Genomic DNA, 21,589 nt, shown 5'->3' on the forward strand with positions numbered 1-21,589 from the left:
CTAGCGAAGTAGGAATGTGTGCTTTCAGCCACGGATCCAAGGTCTGCTGTTGGCGCTGTGATGCCGTCGCAACTGCGCGTTGCTACCGGTGATAACGGATGTCCCTTGCGCGCTCTTGTGATGGAGCATGGCGCGCTTTGTGGCTCCTTGCGCTGAGGATCATTAGCTAAGCATAGCTTCAGCGGAAGCGACAGCCTGTTCGAGCAGGGCTAGCGCCCGCGCCCCTGCGGTTGCATCGGGATAATCCAGCATCTCGCCGCGAGCGGCGCGGACGAAATCGCCGAGGATTGCGTGATAGCCCTTGTGGTCCTCGTTGGCGGCGACCGTGAAATTCGGCTCCCAGACCAAGGTATCCTCGGCTTCCGCCAGCGTGGCATCGCCGCGCGACACCTTGAAGGGCGGAGCCCGGAAATAGCGGACCTCGTGCAGGTTCCGCACTTCGACGCGGCGATGGTCGCCCATCACTTGCCACCATTCCATCGGCGTACCGCGCGATTGATGCGTGCCCATCACGAGCGTGCCGATGCCGCTGTTGCGGAACCGGAAATCGACATGGAGGAGCAGCTTGCCGGGCTCCAGCTCGTGCCGGCGCGCGCCGACATGCGCGACCTCGCCCATCAGATGCGGGATTAGGTCGAAATAATGCACGCAGTGGTGCAGGTAGAAGCCGGTGTAATCGACGTCTTTGGCAAAGTATGTCGGCGCCGTCATGTATTGGCCGAGGAAGCTCGCCGTTTCGCCGAACTCCGCGGCGTGGATGACGTTGGCCGCGATGCGATTGGCGGTTGAATAGCGCTTCATGAAGCCGACGACGACCGGAACGCCGCGGGCCTTTGCGGCATCTGCCAGTTCCTGTGCCTGCCGGGATGTCGCGGCCGGCGGCTTCTCGATGAAGAGCGGCAATCCCCGCGCGATTGTCGCGAGGCCGACCTCGTGATGCTGCTTCGGGCCCATGGCGAGGCCGACGGCGTCGATATCGGTGCGGGCGAGCAGGGCGCGCCAGTCGCTCATCCGGTTCTCGGGCGCGACGCCGTAACGCTGTCCTGTCGAGGCGAGGCTCTCCTGCGAGATGTCGCAGATCGCCTGCAGAATGACATCGTGGCGCGTGACCTGCGGCAGCAGCATCTCGTTGGCATGCGTGCCGCAGCCGATCCAGCCGAGGCGGAGAGGGGATGTCATCACGCAAGTCCCTTCGTCGTCACGAGCCGGTCGGCAAAGGCGAGCGTCGCCTTGAGATAGTCGATGCTGGCCTTGAGTTCCGCATCCTCGTTCCGGGCTGGCGCACGCCATTGCGCCAGCGTCACGCCCGCCGCCTCGTCGTCGCGCCGGAACGGCTCCAGCACGATCGGTCCCTTGTAGCCGCTTGCTACGAGCGCACGCGCGATCGCCGGCCAGTTGATATGGCCGGAGCCCACGAAGCCGCGGTTGTTCTCGTTTGCCTGGAAATGCACGAGCCGCGACCCCGCCAGCCGGATCGAGGCGGCAAGGTCGAATTCCTCCATGTTCATGTGGAAGGTGTCGAGCATCACGCCGACGGCCGGCGAAGCGACGGCCTCGACATAGTCCAGCGCATGGCGGCAGGTGTTGCACATGTCGGTCTCGAAGCGGTTCAGGGGCTCGACTCCGAGGACGACGCCCTTGTCGGCGGCGCGCTTCGCGGCCTGTGTCAGGCCGCGCACGACGGCATCGACCTTGCGACGGCGCTCTGCCGGCTCGACCGGATGCGGCGCCCGGCCGGCGAAGACGAGCGGCGCGCCATAGAGCGGCCCGCCGACGATGCCGGCGCACAGCGCGGCGGCGATGTCGACGCATTGCTCGAGATAGACGATGCCGGCCTGATGTGCTGCCGGATCGGGGCTGGCGAGATCGCGGGTCAGGTTCACCCGCGCCGCCAGTACGATGGCGAGGCCGGCATCGGCGGCGGCGGCCTTCGTCTCGGCGAGATCGAGTTCGCCCGGCTCCGGCACGAGCAGTTCGACGACATCGGCCCCGGCCTGTTTCATGCGCTGGAAGGTCGGGAAATGCTCGCGCCCGAAGGGGCGCGCATAGAACATCGAGATCACCCCGATCGCATTGGTCATGATTTGACTGCTCCTGCCGTCAGGCCGCCGACGAGGCGCTTCTGCACAAAAAGGAAAAGGATGGTGACGGGCAGGGCAATGATCGTGCCGCCCGCGGTGAGGATGCCCCACTGCACCGTGAATTCGCCGATGAACAATTGCAGGGCGACGGTCACCGGCCGCACCGTCTCGCCCGAGAGCATCATCGCGAACAGGTATTCGTTCCACGAGGTGATGAAGACATAGATCGCGGTGGTGACGATGCCGGGCATCACCAGCGGCAGCACGACCAGCCGGATCGTCTGCGGACGAGAGGCGCCGTCGATCGTCGCGGCCTCGTCGAGATCCCTGGGAATCGCGTTGAAATAGCTGACCAGCATCCAGATCGAGAACGGGATCGAGAAGGTCGAATGGCCGATGATGACGCCGATGAAGGTGTCGATCAGCCCCAGCATCCGCATCAGCACGAAGAGCGGGATGATCAGCAGCACTATCGGGAACATGTTGATGACGAGGAAGCTCGTCATCAGCGTACGCCGCCCGGCGAAGCGGAAGCGCGAGAACGAGTACGCCGCCGGCACGCTCGCGGCCAGTCCGAGCAGGACGGCTCCGCAGGCGATGATCAGGCTGTTCAGCAGGTTGACCGGGAAGCTCGTGCGCTGGATGAGCGTTTTGTAGTGCTCGAAGGTGGTGGTGCTCGGCAGGTAGCGCACCGGGAATTGCGAGAGGTCCGCATTCGGCTTGATCGAGGTCAGCAGCATCCAGACGAAGGGCGCCAGCGCGAAGACGAGCACCAGCAGGACGGGGATTTCGACCTGGATCAGGTTTCGGGCGAAGGAGCGACGCCGGATCATTTCTCCATCTCCCCGGCCTGCCGGCGGACATAGACCCAGACAATGCCCAAGAGGATCGCGGTCAGCATCAGCGACAGCGAGGCGGCGTAACCGAACTCCATGCCCGTATAGGCGCGCAGGAAGGCGTAGAGCGGCAGCGTATGCGTGGCATAGCCCGGGCCGCCGCCGGTCATGACAAGGATGACGTCGAGGGAGTTGGCGACCCAGATGAGGCGGAGCAGCACAGCCGTGGCGATGACGCCGGCGATCGAGGGCAGGGTGACGTGGACGAACTGGCGCCATGGGCTCGCGCCGTCGATCTCTGCCGCTTCGTAGAGTTCGCCCGGAACCGTCTGCAGGCCCGCCAGGATGGTGACGGTGAAGAACGGGAAACCCTGCCAGACGAGTGCCAGCATGATGCAGGCGAGTGCCGTCGAGGGTTGGGCGAGCCAGGGATGTGGGGCCGAGATCAGGCCGAGGTGCAGCAGAATGTCGTTGAAGACGCCGAGGTTGAAATCGTAGATCCAGGTCCACATCAGGCCGATGATCACGCTCGGCAGCGCCCAGGGAATGATCACCAGCGCCCGCGCCATGCCGCGCCACCAGAAGCTCTGGTTGAGCAGCAGCGCGGCTCCGAGACCCAGGAGAAGCTGGAGCGAGACGACGCCCATGACCCAGATCGCCGAGTTCGCGAGCGCGATCCAGAAGACCTCGTCCGAGAGCGCGGTCGCGAAATTGCGCAAGCCGACGAAGCGGAAATTGTCGGGGTCGTAGAGGACGTAGTCGTGCAGGCTGTACCAGGCCGTCTGCAGGACCGGGAACAGGATGACCAGCGCCGTCACCAGCAGGGCCGGCAGCAGGAAACCATATGGGGTCGCTGCGCGAAGCACCGCGCCGCTCGCCGTTGCCTTGTTCATGGCGTCGTTCCTTCGATCGATGGCTGGCGCCGGGGCTCACCCGGCACCGTGCGATGCGATCCGGCCTTAGCCGTAGAAGGTCTGTTCGACCGCCTTCATGAGCTCGTCGGGGTTGATCCCGCCGGTCAGCGCCCGCTGCAGGTTGGTGGGCAGAACACGGCCAACGAAATCCGGCGTCTTCACATGGTCCGGCAAGGGCCGGGCGATGGGCAGGGACGCGTCGCTCGCCTCGACGAAGCGCTTGGGATGCACGGTCCAGTTCTTCGTATCCGAGATGGTGATGGGCAATTGGCCGCTGAGCTTGGCCTGCTCGGCATTGTTCTCGGCGCTCGACAGGAAGCTGATCCAGCGGAATGCCGCTTCCTTGTTCTTGCTGCCGGCGAAGATCGCGTTGGATTCGTCGCCGAAATAGGTCCAGCCGCTGCCGTCCGGCCCGCGCGGCACCGGCACGGCAGAGACCTTGTCGCCGAGCGCGCCGACGACCTCGGCGACCGAGCCGATATGGTGGATCGCCATTCCGGTCCGGCCGGCCTTGAAGGCGTCGACGATCTGGCGGAAGGCGTCGGTCGGCGCCGAGGGGGGCACGACCTTATGTTTTACGGCGAGGTCGACGAACCAGCGATTGGCGGCGAGTGCCTTCTCGGTGACCATGCCGCCCTTGTCGAAGCTGGCGCCGCCGCCGAGGACGAAGGGGCCCCAGTTGTCGTGACAGCCGGCGCCGCCGCGCATGCCGTAGCCGAAGACGCCGTCCTTGGTCAGCGCCTGCGCGGCGGTGAGGAAGCTTTCGAATGTCTTGGGCGGCTGGAGCCCGGCCTGCTGAAGCATGTCCTGCCGGCAGTAGAGATAGATCACCACGTAGTGCAGCGGCATGTAGTACTGCTTGCCGTCGGGCGAGCGGTTGATCTTCCAGACATCTTCGGCGATGTCGCTGCGGCCCTTCCAGTTGGCGAGGAAACTGTCCAGCGGCTCCAGCGCCTTCATCTGCCCGAAGCGCGAGAGATAGGACAGGCGCACCATGGCGCAGTCGGGCTGGTTGCCGGCGACCAGGGCCGAGAAGATGCGATTGATGTAGTCGGTGCCACCGCCCCACGGGATCGGCTCGGCCTGGATCTTGATGTCCGGGTTTTCGGCTTCGAATTTCGCGACGAGGGCGGCCGGCGTGTTCTGGGGATTGTCGTAGTGGTACCACCAGCGCACCGTCGCCTTGCCCTGGGCGATAGCCGGGCGGGCGGCCTCGAAGGAGAGCGCAGCCGCTCCCGCGAGCTTCATGAAGGTCCTGCGTTCCATGAGTTTCACTCCCCTGATATTTTTTTATAGTCGTTCGGTGATGTAGGCGGCTCCGGCGTCGATCATGGCTTGCGCCGGTGCGAGTTCCCGGCTCATGCGCAGGCAGCCATGGATCACCCCCGGCACATGGTCGTGGCGGAAGGCGCACCCCGCCGCTGCCAGGCGCTCGGCGAGGCGGAGCGTGTCGTCGGCGAGGGGGTCGAGCCCGCCCGCCGTGAGATAGAGCGGCGGCAGCCCGGCGAGATCGGCGTTCAGCGGCGAGGCCAGCGTTGGCGGCGCGTCGAAGGCTGCGGCGAGATAGTTGCGCCAATACCAGCGCATGTTCGCCGTGGTCAGGATGTATCCCTCGCCGAACCGCGCATGGCTGCCGGTCTCGAAATCGGGGGCGTAGCAGCCGTAGAACAACGCCGCCGCCGCGGGGAGGGCGAGCCCGGTATCGCGGCGGTGGATCATGGCCGAGAGCGCGAGCGTTGCCCCGGCGGAGTCTCCGGCAAGCGCCCAGCGCCGCGCTTCGACATCCGGGCCGAGCGCGCCCTGCAAGGCGAAGGCGATGGCAGCGAGCGTGTCGTCCAGAGGGGCGGGGTAGGGGTGCTCGGGCGCCAGCCGATAATCGAACCCGAAGACAGCGCAGCCGGAGGCCGTCGCGAGATGGCGCATCGTGCCGTCATGGGTATCGACCGAGCCGAAGGTCCAGCCGCCGCCATGAACGTAGACGATGACGGGCAGGGCCGTTCCCGGCTTCGGATGATAGAGCCGGCCCCGCAGCGTTCCTGCTGCCCTCGTGACGGCGAGATCGAGGGCCGGAATCGCGGGCGCGCCCTCGTTCCACGCGATGGAGCCGGCATCCGCCGAGGCGCGCGCTTCGGCGATCGGCAGGGTCTTGAAGTCGACGCTGGGCGCCGCCGCGAAGCCGGCGAGGATCCGGGCCATCTGCGGGTGGATGAAAGCGCTCACGCGGCAACCTCGTCGCTGCCCTGAAGAACGATCGTGTCGATATGGGAGCCGAGCGCGGCCGCGAGCCCGCTTCCGTCTCCCGCGGCGAGGCGCTCGTAGAGAACGTCGTGGCGTCGCGCGGTCTCGATCAGGGGGCGGCGGTGCTCCGGCGCCCAGAGCTTGTAGCGATTCGAGTGCATGATGCAGCGCGCCAGGATTTGGCCGAGAGCGTCGAGACCCGAGAGGCGGAACAGGGCGAGGTGAAAATCCTTGTCGGCCTCGATGACGCGGTACTCGTCGCCCTCTGAAGCCGCTTCCGTCATCGCTGCCAGGATGCCGCGCAGGTCGTCGAGGGCCTGGCCGTCAGCCTGGAGCGCGGCCTTCAGCGCCCCACGCGTCTCGATCCTGCGCCGCAGGGCCAGCATCTCGTCGGCTTCTTCGGCCGTCAGTCGCGTCACGATCGTCCGCCGCCCCGAGCGGACGACGAGGCCATCCTCCTGCAGGCGCAGCAGCGCCTCGCGGATCGGCCCCTGGCTACAGCCGATCTCATGGGCAAGGCCGAGCTCGGTCAGCACCGTCTCGGGCGTCAGCTCGTTGAGGATGATCCGCCGCTTGACGATCCCGTAGACCAGATCGGAAGGGCGGCTGAGCTTTGGGATCAAGGCGAGAGCCTCGCTGGACAAGATCTATCGATGTGAATATCGATATCATTATTGATAATGATGTCAATCTGAGCGGGGAGGAAGCTGATGCGTCACAGGATCCGGAAGATCGACGTTCACCTCGTCTCCGCCCCCGTCCTCGGCGGCTTTGCCGACGCGACGCGCAAGGTCGAAACGATCGGCTTCGTGATCGTGCGCATTACGACGGATCATGGGCTCGAGGGGATCGGCGTCACCTATCACGAGGTCGGCGGGGAGGCGACCTGCGAGCTGATCAACCGCAACATGACGCCCAAATTGATAGGTCGCGACCCGCTTGAGACGGAGGCGATCTGGCAGGAATTCTTCCATTATCTGCGCGGCGTCGGCCGCAAGGGCCTGATGTATTGCGCCCTCAGCGCCGTCGACATCGCGCTGTGGGATCTCAAGGGCAAGATCGTGGACCTGCCCGTCTACAGGCTGCTCGGGGGCGATCGGACTAAGGTGCCGGTCTATGCCAGCGGCGGCTGGACTTCGTATTCCGACGAGGAACTCGTCGAGGAGATGAAGGGCATGGTCGGGCGCGGGTTCACGACGATCAAGTTCAAGGTCGGCTTCGAGGGCGGCTGCAACCCGCGCCGCGACGCCGAGCGCGTCCGCAAGGTCCGCGAGGCGGTCGGCCCCGATATCAACCTCATGGTTGACGCGAACAATTCTTTCGACGCTGCGACGGCGGTGCAGCTCGCCAACCGCATTCGCGAGTACGACATCTTCCTGTTCGAGGAGCCGGTCTTCGCCGACGATATTCCCGGCCTCGCCCGCTTCAAGCGCGGCACCGACATCCCGCTGGCGACGGGCGAGCACGAATATACCAAGTTCGGGGTCCGGGACCTGCTCATGCGCGACGCCGCGGACATCGTGCAAGTCGATGGCGCACGGGCCGGCGGCTATACCGAGATGCTTAAATGCGCGGCTCTCACCCAGGCCTGGAATGTCAAACTCGCGCCCCATGCGATGGAGAACCTCCATCTGCATCTTGTAGCGGCGGTGCCGAACGCGCTCTTCCTCGAGCGTCTGCTAATGTTCGAGGATATCACCGCGCAGGTTTTCGACGGGGCGCCGCTGCCGATCGACGGCCACATGCATGTGCCGGACCTGCCGGGGCTCGGCCTGAAGCTCAACGTGGATTTCATCCGGGAGCGGGATGAAACCTCGCCGGCGAGCCGTACGTGAAGCAGGCTCACAAGCGAGCTGCAGCCGCTGACTTGTCCTGACTGCTACCATGAATGTCCGCTTGCTGGCGGAGAACCAACGTCCGCGCCTGGCGCAGTCCGGGTTCAATTACTGCCTTCGGCCAGACACTGCTTCAGGCAACGCACAAATGCGGCCGTGCTGGCTGAGCGTGGCTGCTCCTTGAGGCTCAAAATACCGTAAGAGCCCATGATCGGCGGCAGCGCGACATCCAGATGGTTCAGCAGACCATGCTGAACCGCGAAGGTCGCGACGTCTCCCGGCATCACGGCCAGCATATCGCTTTCCTGAAGCAGCGCGATCATCGTCATTATCGACGAGGTCTCGACGACATCCAAAGGCTGATGGGCCATCATCGCGGCGAAAAGCGGCGCGAGCACCTTTCGCATCGGGCTGTTGGCCGGCAGAAGCGTCCATGGCCAGGAGGCCAGATCCGCCATGCTCAAGGCCCGAGCCGATGCCAGGGGATGGTCGACGCGAGAGACGATGTGCAGAGGCTCGTCGATCAGATCTTCGTAGTCGAAGTCCGACCGGCCGGCGAGCGCCAGCGGGCGGGCAAGCAGGACATCAAGTTCCCCTTTCGCCAGCATGGGGACGAGCGCGTCACTGGTTCCCACCTCGATTGCGATGTCGAGCCGTGGTTGATCGCGCTTCAGCGCCGCAACGGCGCGTGCAAGGAGAAAGGGAATGGCGCTGATGACGGCGCCGATCCTCAACCGGCCCGTCGCCCCCGAAGCCAGCGACTCCAGCTCCCGGCGGGTCCGTTCAAGGTCGTTCAAGATCAACCGGGCATGGCGGATCATCACCTCGCCATAGACGGTTGCTCGAACCCCGCGCCTGCCGCGCTCGAAGAGTGAAAGCCCCAATGTGGCTTCGAGATCCTGCAGCAGCTTCGTTGCAGTTGGCTGCGTCATATTCAGCGAAGCCGCCGCGCGCCTCAGACTTCGACTTTCATCGATAGCCGTCAGAAGCAGCAGCTGCCGGCTCTTGAGCCGCCGCAGCAGCGACGGTGCGTTTGCAACGGGAAGCATCAGTCATTCCCAATGATATCGTTTTTATAATCACATCATCATTAAACTTCATTGCATGGGCATACCAGAACGCATGTAGCGTCGGCCTCGATAACACCAGCGGCACGTATCGCCGGTGACGAGGAGGGGTGTCCTGCACGTTGGCCCGGCGGCCTCCGCAGCTGCATCCTCAGGAAACGCAGAAGAGAGCCCGGTCAGCCGGGCGGAGGGCAAATCATGTCGGGACTTGAGCGGGTTCACACGCCGCAAGGCGGCGTCGCACATGCTGACGCAGCAGCGACCGGAGCGACAACAGTGCGTTGGCGCATCTTCGGAATCGTCTTCGTGCTCGTCGTCATCAACCTGATTGACCGTACTGCACTATCCATCGCGATGCCGACCATTGCCAAGGAGTTCGGGCTGGAACCGGCGATGCAGGGACTGATCCTGAGCGCCTTCTTCTGGAGCTATGCCGCCCTCCAGATCCCCGGCGGCTGGCTGATCGACAAATTCGGCCCCCGCGCCCTCATCACCGGCGCGACCGTCGGCTGGGGCATCTTCCAGACAATCGCCGGCCTTTGCACCGGTGGCATCACGCTGCTGCTCAGCCGCATCGGCCTGGGCGCGGCCGAGGCGCCGCTGTTTCCGGCTGGCGCCAAGCTCAATTCGATCTGGCTGTCGCCTCGTGAACGTGGACGAGGAGCGGTGCTGATGGACAGTGGCGCTCCGCTGGGCGCCGCGTTCGGCGGCGTCATCATCGCCTGGCTCATCCTGACGCTCGGCTCATGGCGCACAGCCTTCATCGTCGCCGGTGTGGCCACCATCCTGCTCGGTTATCTTTCCTGGTGGTATCTGCGCGACAAGCCTTCGGACCATCCGGGTATCAACGATGACGAGCTGCATCTGATCGAGGCTTCAACGGCCGGCGGAGCTCCAACAGTGAGCGCGGCTCCGAAAGCCATTTCGCGCCGCTCGCTTTCCGCCATCCTCACGGGGCGAATGAGCTGGGCCATGATCAACTTCGGCCTCCTGACATGGGGGCCAAGCTACCTCGCTCAGGCCCGCGGCTTCGACCTCAAGCAGATGGGCGGCGCAACCTTTGTGATCTTTCTTTCCGGCATGTTCGGCTCTCTGCTCAGCGGTTTCCTGGTCGACAAGCTACAGGCCGGGGGCATGCGGCGCAGCACGACCTACAAGGCCGCCCTCGGCATCAGCGGGTTCGGTGTGATGCTATCCTTTCTCATCCTGCCGCAGGTCGCGGATCCCGTAATGGCGGTCGCCGTACTCTCAGTTACTCTCTTCCTGCTGTATTTCGGAAGCCTTTATTGGAGCCTGCCCGCCATCCTCGCACCTCGCGAGAAGGTCGGCATCGTCGGTGGCGCCATGAACTTCGCGGGCAGCGCCAGCGGCATAGCCATCCCGATCATCACGGGTTTGATCCTTCAGGCGACCGGCGCCTACCTCATGGTTCTCTATTTCTTCGCCGCCTGCGCCGCGCTCTATGTCGTCGCGACCATGCTGATCGATTTCCACGACGCCGAGACGCATTGAGGACCGAGAGGCATGACGCAGCTGGAACTCTGGCAAGGGCCAATCGTCGATGCGCACCAGCACTTCTGGGATCCACTGCGCAATCCTCACCCCTGGCTGAAGCCGAACGCCAACATCCCATTCCGCTATGGTGACTATTCGGCGATCAAGCGACGCTACTTGCCAGGCGATTATTTTGTCGACACGGCTGGGCACGACGTTCGCCAGACGGTCTATGTCGAGACAGAGTGGGACGAGAACGATCCAATCGGCGAGACCGCCTACGCAGCCGGCCTCGCCAAAGAGTTTGGTGTTCCCAACGCCATCGTGGCGCAAGCCTGGCTCGACCGCGCCGACATCGGCTCCGTTCTAGCAGGCCAGGCCGCGTTCGGTCTGGTGCGCAGCGTCCGGCACAAGCCGGGCGGTCCGCAGCGCCCTGAAGAAGTCGGCACCGGGCGCACGCTCATGTCGAGTGACCGCTGGCGGCAAGGATTCGCCCTTCTGTCGCGTCATGGCCTGAATTTCGATCTGCAGACACCGTGGTGGAACCTTGAGGAAGCTGCCGACCTGGCTCGCAGTTTTCCCGACACCATCATCGTCCTGAACCACGCGGGGCTGCCATCCGATCGCGGCGAGGGAGGCCTATCGGGCTGGCACGCTGCCATGGCGAAGGTTGCCGAGTGCGCCAATGTTCGTGTCAAGATCTCGGGCATCGGGGTCGCTGGCCGCCCCTGGACGGTCGTCGACAATCGCTGGATCGTCGAGGAGATCATTGCGATGTTCAGCGCGGATCGCGTGATGTTTGCCAGCAATTTCCCGGTCGACAGCCTCTGCGCGTCCTTCAATACGATCTACACCGGCTTCAAGACGATCGCAGCGCGCTACCCAACCGGCAAACAAGCGCGGCTGTTTGCCGGGACTGCATGTGAGACATATGGGCTTTCCGAGCTTGAGGGCTCCTGAAGTGTATGGGTAAACCAAGAAAGTGCGCCCGTTTCGGTATTCACCAGCGCCGAGAGCCCAACATATGCGGAATGCCTGGTGGAAGTCCGGCCGGAGATCGAGACGGGCAAGGCGCTGGTCATCCAGCACGTTGCCACCGCCGAGCCCGACGAGCAGGCCATGGTCAAGGTCTTCTTCGAGCTGAACGGCCAGCCCCGCATGGTCAAGGTGCCGGACCGCAACCGCGTCGCCAGCCGCCCGGTCCGGCGGAACGCCGATATCGGCCAGCCGGGGCAGGTCGGCGCGCCGATGCCGGGCGTGATTTCGACGGTCGCCGTGGCAGTCGGTCAGACCATCAAGGCCGGCGACATTCTGCTCTCAATAGTAGCCATGAAAATGGAGACATCACTCCACGCTGATCGTGACGGAGCTGCGAGCGAAGTGCTGGTCCGGGCCGGAGACCAGATCGACACCAAGGATCTACTCGTTGTTCGCTCCTGAAAGAACGGTCCATGGCTTGTTCGTAGCGCCTCCGATAGGTAGGAAATTTATATCGCTATATCAGTAATATAGATGTTCCTAGTTTTATCCTGAATGGCGCGCTGAAAGGAATCGGACTGGTTTGTGAAGAAGGGATTGTTGGTGTCGGCCAGGAGACGTCAGATCGCCACCTCCAATGAGTGGCGGTATCGGTAGTTGCGAGCCCCCGCAACCAAACAAAATCTCCGTCGCAATCGCGGCGGGGCTTTATACGTTCGAGGTGCTGCCCTTCGGGGGAGGCTACTCCTTCCCCTGCTTTCTCAACATCTTCGCATACTGGGCCTGCAGAATTTTCCGATCCATCGGATCGTGAAGCTTCCCGAGGTTGAGAAACATCTTCCGTTTCTGCCGTATGGCTAAGTCTTCCGCGATCTCTGGGATGCTTTGCGCCGTGTAGGGCGCCTGGCTCTTAGCTTCGAAACCACTTCGTTCTAAAGGAGATGGTAACTCGGGTTGCCCAAATTCCTCAAAGCCCATCCCGGCGAGAGCTCCAACTTTCTTCAGTATCTCGCGTGGAACGCTGCTCTTACCATTTTCGTACTTCGAAATCTGCTGCTGGCTAACGTCAACCAGGAGGCCGAGCTCTGTTTGGGATAGCTTCAACGTCTCGCGGCAAGCCACGAGAAAGGCGCTTGCTCTTCGATCGCTTGGCCCCTTACCAATCCGCGGCATGCTCCCCCCAACCGTCCGGATTGAATGGATCGTGTGCGGCCGGCAACGGTCAACGAGCTGCAGGTGGTGCGGACAAGTACCATCAATTTTGGGTTGTTCTTGCAGTTTGGTTGCCACCTGCGCCTGTTGCGCAGGAGATAGGGATCGCCGCATCATCACGCCGTTCCTGGCCCAAGCCCGGTACCGAAGCTTCCGGGTTGGATCGTTCGGCGGTTCTCCTGACATCCGGCTGTCTCTTATAGGGCTAATGTCCATATCTGCCGAAAACGGGTGGCGCTGGACTGATTGCTGTCGCCAATATCGGCACGGAAGAACGGAGCGAACCATGGTCCGCGAAGCAGGCAAGATCCATATCGGCATCGGCGGCTGGGTGTTCGAGCCTTGGCGCGGGGCGTTCTACCCGGATGGGCTGCCGCAGAAGCGAGAGCTGGAATATGCCGCGGGCAAGCTCACCTCGATCGAGATCAATGGCACCTATTACGGCTCGCAGAAGCCTGAGAGCTTCGCCAGATGGCGCGAGGAAACGCCCGAGGATTTCGTCTTCGCCCTGAAAGGCTCGCGTTTCTGCACGAACCGGCGGGTGCTGGCGGAAGCCGGGCCTTCGGTGGAGAAATTCCTGACCAGCGGCCTGACCGAGCTCAAGCACAAGCTCGGGCCGATCAATTGGCAGTTCATGCCGACGAAGCAGTTCGACCCCGCCGATTTCGAGGCCTTCCTCAAGCTCCTGCCGAAGGAACTCGATGGGATCAAGCTGCGCCATGCCGTCGAGGTCCGGCACGACAGTTTCCGCTCGCCGGATTTCATCGCGCTGTTGCGCGAGTACGGGGTGGCCGTCATCACCTCGGCCGATGCGGACTACACCCAGATCGCCGATGTGACCGCGCCCTTCGTTTATGCGCGGATCATGGGAACCAAGGAGGCCGAGCCGAAGGGCTATTCCGAGGCCGGGCTCGATCGCTGGGTCAAGGCTGCGCAGGTCTGGGCCAAGGGCGGTGTGCCGGACGGCCTGGAGACGGTCGGTCCGGCTGCCAAGGCCGAGAAACGCGACGTCTTCCTCTATGTGATCAGCGGGGACAAGGTGCGCAATCCCGCCGCGGCGATGGAATTGATCGCGCGGATCAAGGGCTGAGCTTCACTCTGCTGCGGTCGCCTGCACGGCCTCCTGGCAGGTATCGACCCATTCGGCCTGTGTCAGTTCGGCCATGCGCTGCGGCGCGATGCGCAGCGCGCTATGGGTCGAGCCTGCGGCCGGCACGACGATGTCGAAGGCCTTCAGCGAGACATCGCAATAGACCTTGAGCGGCGTCGCGAGCCCGAACGGGCAGACACCGCCCACGGGGTGGCCGGTCAGGGCCTCGACCTCTTCCTGGCCTAGCATGCGCGGCTTGCCGCCGAGCGCGGCCTTGGCCTTCCTGTTGTCGAGCCGGGCATCGCCGCGGGTGACGACGAGCACGACTTCGTCGCCGATACGCAAGGAGAGCGTCTTGGCGATCTGGCCGGGCTCCACGCCATGGGCGGCGGCGGCGAGCGGCACGGTCGCGCTGCTATCATCGGTGACGATGACGGCGATGTCGGGAGCGTGCTGGGCGAAGAAGGCGCGGACGGATTCGAGGCTCATCGGGCAATTCGGGAGGTCAGCCACAGGATCAGCAGGCTGGCGATCGCCGGCACGCCGAAGACGACGAGGAAGATCGGCGCTTCCTCCATCACGGTATAGCCTGCCCGTGCAACGCCGATCCAGAGATTGATCAGCGCGCCCGCGAACCAGAGCGGCAGGAACAGCTTCACGGCGAAGGGGATCGGACGCCCGGCGGAGATCGAGAGGCGCGGCGCCAGCACGAGCAGGATGCCGAGCAGGGCGAAGCCGATGCCGATGACCTTGATGGTGTGCATAATGGATCAGGCCTCCTTCGCCCGCAGCGAGACCGCTTCCCAGGCCGCGACCAGGATCAGGATCGCAGTTGCCGACAGGCTGAAGCCCAACGGTGGCAACACCGTCCAGGCTGGTGCCAGCACGGCGAGCAAGCCGAGACCGACGAGATGGGACAGCGGATACCAGCCGGCCGTGATTCGTTTGAACAGCAGGTTGCCGAGCAGATAGAAGGCGGGACCGGCCAGGACCGCGATCGCCGTTCTGCCATCGGTATGGCCGAGCGGGTGAGCGATGACCAGTTCGTCGCCGACGGCGACCAGGATGATACCGGCAACCAGCAGCACGTGCAGATAGGTATAGGCGATGCGTGCGATCCGGCCGGGGTCGTCGGAGCGTGCGATGTGATGGCTCGCCCGTTCGGCACCGATATGGAAATAAATCCACCACATCGCGACCGAGCTCAGGAAGGAATTGAGGAAGGCTGTCAGGTTGACGGGAGTCACCGGCAGCTTCGCGGCGGTCGCGCCGGTCATCAGAACGGATTCACCGAGCGCGATGATGATGAAGAGGGCGCAGCGCTCCGAGAGATGACCGCCTTCGACATTCCAGTCGCTGGTGCGCGAGTGCCCAAGGCCCGGAACGCGGAAGCCGGCGGCCGGGCCGACATATTCGATGCCGAGCGCGACCAGCCAGAGGCCGAAGCGCAGGGGGCCTTCGCTCAAGCCACCGGCGATCCAGAATGCGCCGGAGCAGACGAGCCAGATCGTGATGCGCTGGAAGTTGCGGTAATTGGCGGGGGAGGCGTCCTTGAGGCTCACCATCGTGAAGATCGAGCGGACGAGCTGGGCGGTGACATAGGCGCCTGCGAAGGCGAGGCCGTTCGCACCGAAGGCCTCGGGCAAGGCGCAGGACATCACCAGGCCGAGAAACATCAGGACGAAGAGCAGGATCCTGACCGGGGGGCGCTCGGGATCGAGCCAGTTCGTGACCCAGCTCGTATAGACCCAGATCCACCAGACGGCGCCGAGCAGAAAGGCGGCCTGCGCGACGCCGAGCGGGCTGAAATGCTCCAGCAGCGTGTGCGAAATCTGGGTGATCGCGAAGACGAAGACCAGGTCGAAGAACAGCTCGACGTAGGAGACCCTCGCATGCTGGTGTTCGACGCGTTCCCTGAGCAGCGCGCCGGGTTTGTGAGCTTTGGCCATGCAGACCCCTATCCCCTGCTGCGTGCTTTCGCGCGCAACCCGTCAGCGAGGGTGTCCCGCAGCCGGTATGGCCGTCAATGGCGGAAGTGGCGGTGCCCGGTGAAGACCATGGCGAGGCCGGCTTCGTCGGCGGCCTTGATGACCTCGTCGTCGCGCATCGAGCCGCCGGGCTGGATCACCGCGGTCGCACCGGCCTCGGCCGCTGCGAGCAAGCCGTCGGCGAAGGGGAAGAAGGCGTCGGAGGCGACGACGGAGCCCTTGGCGAGCGTCTCGGGCAGGCCTGCCGCCTTCGCGGCCTCGGCGGCCTTCCAGGCGGCGATGCGCGAGGAATCGACCCGGCTCATCTGGCCGGCGCCGATGCCGACGGTGGCGAGGTCCCTGGCATAGACGATGGCGTTCGACTTGACGTGCTTGGCGACGCGGAAGGCGAAGCGCAGATCGGCGAGCTCGCGCTCGCTCGGCTGGCGCTTCGTCACGACCTTCAGCTCCATATCGTCGACAACGGCGTTGTCGCGCGACTGGGCGAGGAAGCCGCCGGAGACGGTGCGCAGCGACAGGCCGGGCGAGCGGACATCGGGCAGGCCACCGGTCAGCAGCAGGCGCAGGTTCTTCTTGGCGGCGATCATGGCGATCGCCTCCTCGTCGGCATCCGGCGCGATGATGACCTCGGTGAAGACCTCGACGATCTTCCTGGCAGCGGCGGCATCGAGCTTGCGGTTCAAGGCGACGATGCCGCCGAAGGCCGAGACGGGGTCGCAGGCCAGCGCGCGCTCATAGGCTTCGAGCAGCGAGCCGCCGGCGGCGACGCCGCAGGGGTTGGCGTGCTTGACGATGACGCAGGCGGCCGAGGCCTCGGGGACGAACTCGGCGACGCATTCGAAGGCGGCGTCGGTGTCGTTGATGTTGTTGTAGGAGAGCTGCTTGCCCTGCACCTGACGCGCGGTCGAGACGCCCGGCCGGTTCTCCGGGGTGCGGTAGAAAGCGGCCCATTGATGCGGGTTCTCGCCATAGCGCATGGTTTCGGCCAGCGCGCCGCCGAGCGCGCGGAAATGCGGGGCGGTGTCGCCGAGCTCGTTTGCGAACCAGTTCGAGATCGCCGCGTCATAGGCCGCGGTGCGGGCATAGGCCTTCTGGGCGAGCTTGCGACGCAAAGTCAGCGTGGTCGCGCCCTTCTGGGCCTCGAGATCGGCGAGGACGGAGGGGTAGTCCGCCGGCTCGACCACGACGGCGACGTCATGATGGTTTTTGGCGGCGGCGCGGATCATCGCCGGGCCGCCGATATCGATGTTCTCGATGCAGTCGTCATAGGCTTTGCCGGCCGCGACGGTGGCTTCGAACGGGTAGAGGTTCACGACGAGCAGGTCGATCGGCTGGATGCCGTGGCCGAGCATCGAGGCCTGGTGCTCGGGATGGGAGCGGATCGCGAGCAGGCCGCCATGGACCTTCGGATGCAGGGTCTTGACCCGTCCGTCCATCATCTCGGGGAAGCCCGTGAGATCGGAGACGTCCGAGACCGGCAGCCCGGCTTCCGCGATCGCCTTGGCGGTGCCGCCGGTCGACACCAGCGCGATGCCGAGCTTGTGGAGGGCGCGCGCGAAATCGATCAGCCCCGTCTTGTCGGAAACGGAAAGAAGCGCGCGTTCGACGCGGCGAAGCTCATTCGGCATCGGGATCAGGTCCGGCTTTGATTGCGGAAAGGCAGTTTCGGCAGACGCGCGCGGGCTATCATGCTGCGCTGCAAAAGGCAAAAGCCGCCGTCGCAGAACCGTCACGCGTCGGGAGCGGGTTCCGCAGCTTCGCGCTCGGCGATCGCAGCGGCGACCGTTTTGCCGGCACGGGGATTGGCGGTGCTGATCCGGCTAAAGCGCCAGGTCACGCGCGGCGTCGCCGCGGCATCGAAGGCGACGACGAGTTGCTCGGTGCGCCGCCGCCCGTCCGAGGAGGCAAGGAAGATGCTTTCCTCGATGGCGATGGTCAGGCCGCCGGCCTCGAAGCTCCAGACCTCGCCCGAGGCCAGCGCCAGAAGCGCGCCGCTGCCGTCCCGAACGAGGCTGGCGCGGACATTCGGATGCAAGTGGAAGCGCAAGGCGGACGCGAGCGCGGTGCGCGTCCCGGTCAGGGCGACCTCGTCCTCGCCGGCCAGTGCGGCGCCGTCGCGGGCAAGCGTCAGGCGGCGGGTATGGGTCGCACCGAGGCTGCGGCGATAACCGTCATGGCTTGCGACCCATTCGGCGCCATCAGCGCCGTCCTGGCGGGCGACGCGGACATCGCGAGGGCCGGAGACGACGCGCATTTCGCCGAGAACCATGCCGAAATTGGCGCTGGAGCGATCGTCGAGGACGAGCGTCGAATGAGCGGCGGTGCTGCGCGCGGCGAGCTTCAATTCCGGGGGGCCGAAGCGGCTGGCGCCGCAATTGACGATGATGCGCTGCGGGCCGCTGGAGAATTCGAAGGCGAGGCAGCCGGCATGGGCCTCGACCGAATAGGCGCCGCGCGGCGGTGCGCCTGCATCGGTGACGACGATGCTGCGCTCGGCCGCAAGGCGGCTGTAGCCGGAATAGGCGGCATGTTCGGTCGGCCGGCCGCGGGCATCGTCATAGGCCGCGAGCGTCGCCATCAGGTCGGGCGGCGTCGTGCCCATGCCGTTGAACAGGGCGAGCGCGCCGTCGCCATGCCGGAACAGGCGTAAGTGCGGCATCATCCGCTCGATCGCGGTCATCACCCCACGCGGTGGCTCGAGCCCGCGAGCGGCGAAGGTCTCGCGCAAGGGCAGGAGGTCGAGCAGGAATTCGATCAACAGGCGTGGATTGCGCGAGAGATGGCCGCCATCGGGCAGGATCTGCTCGTCGAGCTCCTCGGACAGCAGGATCTCAATCCGGCGCCGGTGACCATCCTGCCCGTCGAGGCAGATGGCGGCAAAGGCGATGGCGATCAGGCCGTTCAGCCGGTCGGCCCCTTCGACGGCTCCGGACAGCGCCAGGCTCAGCCGGTCCGTCAGGCGCGAGACATGGCGCAGATAGCGCTCGTAGAAGGCATGGTCGGCGCCTTCCAGCAGCAGCGGGGAATGCGACAGGAAGGCGATCAGCCGGCGTGCAGCGACCGCAGGGCGCCGCGCGATGTCATGGCGGTCGCGACGCCTGGCGATGAAATCCTCGACCAGGCTGCGGGCATTGGCGCGGGCGATCGCGGTGTCGGCGGCGCGCATATGGCGCAGCCAGCCGAAGCCGTAGAGCGCCTCGGCCCAGGCATCGCTTGGCGGCGTCGCGTCGAACGGCGATTCACCGTGGCTGCGCAGGGTGCGCCCGGCGAAGGCGTAATAGCCTGCATAGAAATCGCCGGCCGTCGTCGGGTCGGCGGTGCGCAGGTCATGCGGGGCGAAGAGCAGGCGCGTGGCGTTGCTGCGGCCGAAGGGCCAGAGCCTGCGGGTGGCGCCGACGAACTGGCCGCGGGTCCGCCGCGCCGCCCGTCCGATCGCGGCCTGGGCCAACCCCCGTCGCTCAGCCCACCCGCTCAAATCCCCTGTCGACTCCGTGCCCGGGCGCGGCGGTGCGCCGCGCGAATCCTGGCTCCGTCATAGCCTGATCAGGCGGGTTGCGTAAAATCCCGCCCATCCCGAAAGGCGCGGGGTTTCGCCCTGCAATTGGTGCGGCAGGGTCCGGATATCGCCATTCGAGTCGATCGCATCAGCCAAACCGCCGATTTCCTCCGGGCGGACGGGTTCGCGACGAAACTGGGGATTGCGGGCGAGAAAGGCCGCGGTCTGTTCTTCGCCTTCCTGCGGTTCGAGCGAACAGGTGCAGTAGACGAGGCGTCCGCCGGGCTTCGTCAACGCGGCGGCGGCATCGAACAGGCGCGCCTGAAGGGCAGCCAGCCGGTCGCGATCCTCGGGCAATTTCGTCCAGGCGACGTCGGGATGGCGGCGGATGGTGCCTGTGGCGCTGCAGGGCGCATCGAGCAGGACGGCGTCGAAGGGATCGGCCTTCCAGGTCACGGCATCGGCGGTGACCACCTCGGCGGAGAGGCCGAGCCGCGCCAGATTGGCCTTGAGCCGGCGCAGGCGCGGGCCGGAGCGATCGAGCGCGGTGACGCTCGCGCCGGCCGCGGCGATCTGGGCGGTCTTGCCGCCGGGCGCCGCGCAGAGATCGGCGATGCGCTCGCCGGGTTTTGGGGCGAGGAGCTTGACCGGCAAGGCCGCGGCGGCGTCCTGCACCCACCACGCGCCCTCATCGAAGCCCGGCAGGCCGGCGATGGCCTGGCGCTCGCGCAAGCGCACCGAGCCGATCGGCAAGGCGATGCCGTCGAGTTTTTCGGCCCAGCCGGCGGGGTCGGCCTTGACGGTGAGGTCGAGCGGGGGCTCCTCGCGATGGCTCTGGGCCATCGCGGCGGCGGTATCCTCGCCATAGGCCGTGCACCAGCTTTCGACCAGCCAGTCGGGCGTATCGCCGAAGACCTCCGCCTGGGCCTCGGCGAGGACCGCATCGCGCTCGCGGGCGAGGCGGCGCAGCACGGCATTGCCGAGTGCAGCATAGCGGGCCGAGCGCGCGTCCTCGTGCAGGTGGCGGATGGCGAGGTCGACCGCCGCGTGGTCGGGCACGTCGAGGAACAGGATCTGGGCGGCTGCAGCCGTGAGGATCGGCTCGAACGGGCCGGATTTGCGCGGGCTGCCGCGCTCGAGGCGCGCGTCGATGGCGTGCTGGATCGTGCCGAGGCGGCGGAAGGCCGTGACAGCGATGGCGCGGGCGAGGCTCGCATCGGCGGCATCGAGCCCGGATTCCGGCAACATCCGCTCCAAGGTCTCATCGAGGGCGGTGCGGGCGCGCAGGACCTCGTCGATGACCGTGGCCGCAAGCCGGCGCGCCGGCAGGCCCGGGGCATCGTCGAGCTTGGGCGGCGTTTCCGGCCTAGCGGGGCGGCGCGAGGAGGATTGATCTGCCATCTCAGCCCCACGGGCCCGGCTGGCGCGGGGAATTGCCCCAAGGGCTGTTGTCGGCCTGGGCGGTAAAGCCCGCGCCCGCACTGCTGCGGCCGATGCCGAGCGCACGCGCCTGCTCCATCAGGGCGGCAATGCGGTTGCCGGTGTCGGGGTGTGTCGAAAACAGATTATCCATGCCGCCGCCGGTCAAGGGATTGATGATGAACATGTGCGCCGTAGCAGGCTTGGCCTCGGCTGTCTCGCTGGGGATGTGCTGAACGCCGGCCGCGATCTTGGCGAGTGCGTCGGCGAGCCAGACCGGATTGCCGCAGATCTGGCCGCCGAGCTTGTCGGCCTCGTATTCGCGCGAACGCGAGATCGCCATCTGGATCAGGGCCGCTGCCATCGGGGCGAGGATCGAGAGCAGGATCTGGACGATGAAGTTCGGGCGGTTGTCGCGCGAGCCGAAGAACATGCCGAAGGTGACGAGCGAGGAGATCGCGCCGGCGAAGGTCGCGGTGATCGTCATGGTCAGCGTGTCGTGGTTCTTGATATGCGCGAGCTCGTGCGCCATCACACCGGCGAGCTCCTCGTAGGTCAGCGTGCGCAGGATGCCGGTGGTCGCCGCGACAGCGGCGTTCTGCGGATTGCGGCCGGTGGCGAAGGCGTTGGGCTGATCTTCGTGGATCAGGTAGACGCGCGGCATCGGCATGTTCGCGCGGGCGGCGAGGTCGCGCACCATGCCGTAGAGCTCGGGCGCGCTACGCTCGTCGACCTCCTGGGCATTGTGGGCAGCCAGCGCCAGCCGGTCGGAATTCCAGTAGCTGAAGAGATTGGTCACGACGGCAAAGCCGAGCGCCATCAGCATGCCGCCGCCGCCGCCGAGCAGGTAGCCGACCGCGCCGAAAAGCGCCGTCAGGCCCGCCATCAACATACCGGTGCGCACGTAGTTCATCGAAATCCCTTATCTGGCGCCCTCTGGC

20 protein-coding genes and 1 pseudogene are annotated in these 21,589 nt (G+C 65.5%); 5 read left to right on the top strand and 16 right to left on the bottom strand.

Features of this window, described 5'->3' with window-relative positions:
• Positions 1–162: 162 nt before the first annotated feature.
• The 7 genes from AC1RLU_RS17235 to AC1RLU_RS17265 all read right to left on the bottom strand — a co-directional run bounded on the left by AC1RLU_RS17235 (position 163) and on the right by AC1RLU_RS17265 (position 6,713).
• Positions 163–1,179 carry a Gfo/Idh/MocA family oxidoreductase gene (locus tag AC1RLU_RS17235; RefSeq protein ID WP_492797030.1) on the bottom strand — a complete coding sequence of 339 codons (1,017 nt, stop codon included), beginning with the start codon at positions 1,177–1,179 and terminating at the stop codon, positions 163–165.
• Entirely contained in the window at positions 1,179–2,081 is a 903-nt protein-coding gene (locus AC1RLU_RS17240; protein ID WP_492797032.1) for a sugar phosphate isomerase/epimerase family protein, read from the bottom strand. The genes AC1RLU_RS17235 and AC1RLU_RS17240 overlap by 1 nt, the downstream gene beginning before the upstream one ends.
• Positions 2,078–2,914, bottom strand: a complete 837-nt coding sequence (locus AC1RLU_RS17245) for a carbohydrate ABC transporter permease (protein WP_492797034.1) — start codon at positions 2,912–2,914, stop codon at positions 2,078–2,080. Before AC1RLU_RS17245 ends, AC1RLU_RS17240 begins: the two co-directional genes overlap by 4 nt.
• Positions 2,911–3,810, bottom strand: coding sequence for a carbohydrate ABC transporter permease (locus tag AC1RLU_RS17250; RefSeq protein WP_492797036.1), 900 nt, complete (start codon positions 3,808–3,810; stop codon positions 2,911–2,913). Before AC1RLU_RS17250 ends, AC1RLU_RS17245 begins: the two co-directional genes overlap by 4 nt.
• Positions 3,811–3,876: 66 nt before the next feature.
• Positions 3,877–5,097: an ABC transporter substrate-binding protein gene (locus tag AC1RLU_RS17255; RefSeq protein WP_492797037.1), complete on the bottom strand. Its 1,221-nt coding sequence runs from the start codon at positions 5,095–5,097 to the stop codon at positions 3,877–3,879.
• Between the two features lie 24 nt (positions 5,098–5,121).
• Positions 5,122–6,051, bottom strand: a complete 930-nt coding sequence (locus tag AC1RLU_RS17260) for an alpha/beta hydrolase (protein ID WP_492797038.1) — start codon at positions 6,049–6,051, stop codon at positions 5,122–5,124.
• Positions 6,048–6,713, bottom strand: coding sequence for a GntR family transcriptional regulator (locus AC1RLU_RS17265; protein WP_492797040.1), 666 nt, complete (start codon positions 6,711–6,713; stop codon positions 6,048–6,050). Before AC1RLU_RS17265 ends, AC1RLU_RS17260 begins: the two co-directional genes overlap by 4 nt.
• A 66-nt stretch (positions 6,714–6,779) precedes the next feature.
• On the opposite strand from AC1RLU_RS17265, the gene AC1RLU_RS17270 reads away from it, so the two are divergent.
• Positions 6,780–7,904, top strand: coding sequence for a mandelate racemase/muconate lactonizing enzyme family protein (locus AC1RLU_RS17270; RefSeq protein WP_492797041.1), 1,125 nt, complete (start codon positions 6,780–6,782; stop codon positions 7,902–7,904).
• Between the two features lie 104 nt (positions 7,905–8,008).
• Here the strand turns inward: AC1RLU_RS17270 and AC1RLU_RS17275 are convergent, their stop codons facing one another.
• Positions 8,009–8,953, bottom strand: a complete 945-nt coding sequence (locus AC1RLU_RS17275) for a LysR family transcriptional regulator (protein WP_492797042.1) — start codon at positions 8,951–8,953, stop codon at positions 8,009–8,011.
• A 324-nt stretch (positions 8,954–9,277) separates the two neighbouring features.
• On the opposite strand from AC1RLU_RS17275, the gene AC1RLU_RS17280 reads away from it, so the two are divergent.
• The 3 genes and pseudogenes from AC1RLU_RS17280 to AC1RLU_RS17290 all read left to right on the top strand — a co-directional run.
• Positions 9,278–10,483, top strand: a complete 1,206-nt coding sequence (locus AC1RLU_RS17280; RefSeq protein ID WP_492797044.1) for an MFS transporter — start codon at positions 9,278–9,280, stop codon at positions 10,481–10,483.
• A gap of 12 nt (positions 10,484–10,495) precedes the next feature.
• Positions 10,496–11,425 carry an amidohydrolase family protein gene (locus tag AC1RLU_RS17285; protein ID WP_492797046.1) on the top strand — a complete coding sequence of 310 codons (930 nt, stop codon included), beginning with the start codon at positions 10,496–10,498 and terminating at the stop codon, positions 11,423–11,425.
• An 81-nt stretch (positions 11,426–11,506) separates the two neighbouring features.
• Positions 11,507–11,905 (top strand): annotated as a pseudogene (locus AC1RLU_RS17290) (biotin/lipoyl-containing protein); the annotation flags it as partial.
• A gap of 279 nt (positions 11,906–12,184) precedes the next feature.
• Here the strand turns inward: AC1RLU_RS17290 and AC1RLU_RS17295 are convergent.
• Entirely contained in the window at positions 12,185–12,772 is a 588-nt protein-coding gene (locus AC1RLU_RS17295) for a helix-turn-helix domain-containing protein (protein WP_492797048.1), read from the bottom strand.
• A 169-nt stretch (positions 12,773–12,941) separates the two neighbouring features.
• On the opposite strand from AC1RLU_RS17295, the gene AC1RLU_RS17300 reads away from it, so the two are divergent.
• The gene (locus AC1RLU_RS17300; RefSeq protein ID WP_492797050.1) at positions 12,942–13,745 is read left to right on the top strand and encodes a DUF72 domain-containing protein; all 804 of its coding nucleotides are present in this window, start codon (positions 12,942–12,944) and stop codon (positions 13,743–13,745) included.
• 3 nt (positions 13,746–13,748) lie between these two features.
• Here the strand turns inward: AC1RLU_RS17300 and AC1RLU_RS17305 are convergent, their stop codons facing one another.
• The 7 genes from AC1RLU_RS17305 to htpX all read right to left on the bottom strand — a co-directional run bounded on the left by AC1RLU_RS17305 (position 13,749) and on the right by htpX (position 21,561).
• A complete protein-coding gene (locus AC1RLU_RS17305) occupies positions 13,749–14,234 on the bottom strand; it encodes a YbaK/EbsC family protein (protein ID WP_492797052.1) in 486 nt (161 codons plus the stop codon).
• Positions 14,231–14,509 carry a hypothetical protein gene (locus AC1RLU_RS17310; protein WP_293812785.1) on the bottom strand — a complete coding sequence of 93 codons (279 nt, stop codon included), beginning with the start codon at positions 14,507–14,509 and terminating at the stop codon, positions 14,231–14,233. The genes AC1RLU_RS17305 and AC1RLU_RS17310 overlap by 4 nt, the downstream gene beginning before the upstream one ends.
• A gap of 6 nt (positions 14,510–14,515) precedes the next feature.
• The gene (locus tag AC1RLU_RS17315) at positions 14,516–15,694 is read right to left on the bottom strand and encodes a low temperature requirement protein A (RefSeq protein WP_492797053.1); all 1,179 of its coding nucleotides are present in this window, start codon (positions 15,692–15,694) and stop codon (positions 14,516–14,518) included.
• Positions 15,695–15,768: 74 nt separating this feature from the next.
• Positions 15,769–17,361: a bifunctional phosphoribosylaminoimidazolecarboxamide formyltransferase/IMP cyclohydrolase gene (gene purH, locus AC1RLU_RS17320; protein WP_492797055.1), complete on the bottom strand. Its 1,593-nt coding sequence runs from the start codon at positions 17,359–17,361 to the stop codon at positions 15,769–15,771.
• A gap of 101 nt (positions 17,362–17,462) precedes the next feature.
• Positions 17,463–19,181: a heparinase II/III family protein gene (locus AC1RLU_RS17325; protein WP_492797057.1), complete on the bottom strand. Its 1,719-nt coding sequence runs from the start codon at positions 19,179–19,181 to the stop codon at positions 17,463–17,465.
• Between the two features lie 84 nt (positions 19,182–19,265).
• A complete protein-coding gene (locus tag AC1RLU_RS17330) occupies positions 19,266–20,630 on the bottom strand; it encodes an RsmB/NOP family class I SAM-dependent RNA methyltransferase (protein ID WP_492797058.1) in 1,365 nt (454 codons plus the stop codon).
• Between the two features lies 1 nt (position 20,631).
• Positions 20,632–21,561 carry a zinc metalloprotease HtpX gene (htpX, locus tag AC1RLU_RS17335; protein WP_492797060.1) on the bottom strand — a complete coding sequence of 310 codons (930 nt, stop codon included), beginning with the start codon at positions 21,559–21,561 and terminating at the stop codon, positions 20,632–20,634.
• Positions 21,562–21,589: the final 28 nt, after the last annotated feature.

The organism is Allobosea sp. GW822-FHT05A11, from assembly GCF_058800455.1.